The organism is Mesorhizobium sp. M1E.F.Ca.ET.063.01.1.1, from assembly GCF_003998155.1.
GTDB lineage: Bacteria > Pseudomonadota > Alphaproteobacteria > Rhizobiales > Rhizobiaceae > Mesorhizobium.
The window spans coordinates 1-523 of the sequence record NZ_RZSC01001519.1 but is presented as its reverse complement, the minus strand read 5'-3'; the positions used below and the strand labels follow the sequence as shown (position 1 = coordinate 523).

The window sequence follows — 523 nt, the reverse complement described above, 5'->3', positions numbered from 1 at the left end:
CTGCGCGATCACGTTTCTGACGGCGACCCGCAATGTCTCCAGCGGAGCAAGGCCGATGGTGATCTGGATGAAAAACGCGGCCATTAGGACTGCAGCGAGCATCAAGAGAGCCGGAGCGAGATCGCGAACATATTCGCCTACAGACAACTCAACGGTTCGATGATCTTCCGCCACGATTGCACGAAAGGAGTGGCCTCCAGCATCGATGATCGTACGCTCGACCGCAATACTGAGTTCTCCGCCCGGGCCCGCGAACTCCTCGACGGTTCGCAGCCCACCACTTGCGCTCCGGGCAGGGAGGAGCAGCTTGGCGTCCCATAATGATCGCGAACGCTCAAAGCTGCCGGTGGCGATGTCCTCCACCTGCCAGTAGTAGCCGGAGAGTGGATTGGCAAACCGCGGGTCGGTCAGCACCGGGGCCACAACAAGGCGACCATCGCTGGCGAAAGTTGTTGCGCCGATGAGTTCGTTGAGGTCGACCGTTAGTTCGCCCACCACGCGCCGCTCGACGTGAAGTTCGACC

At 60.8% G+C, this 523-nt stretch carries 1 pseudogene; it reads right to left on the bottom strand.

From position 1 onward, the window contains the following. Positions 1–523 (bottom strand): annotated as a pseudogene (locus EOA29_RS39560) (sensor histidine kinase); the annotation flags it as partial.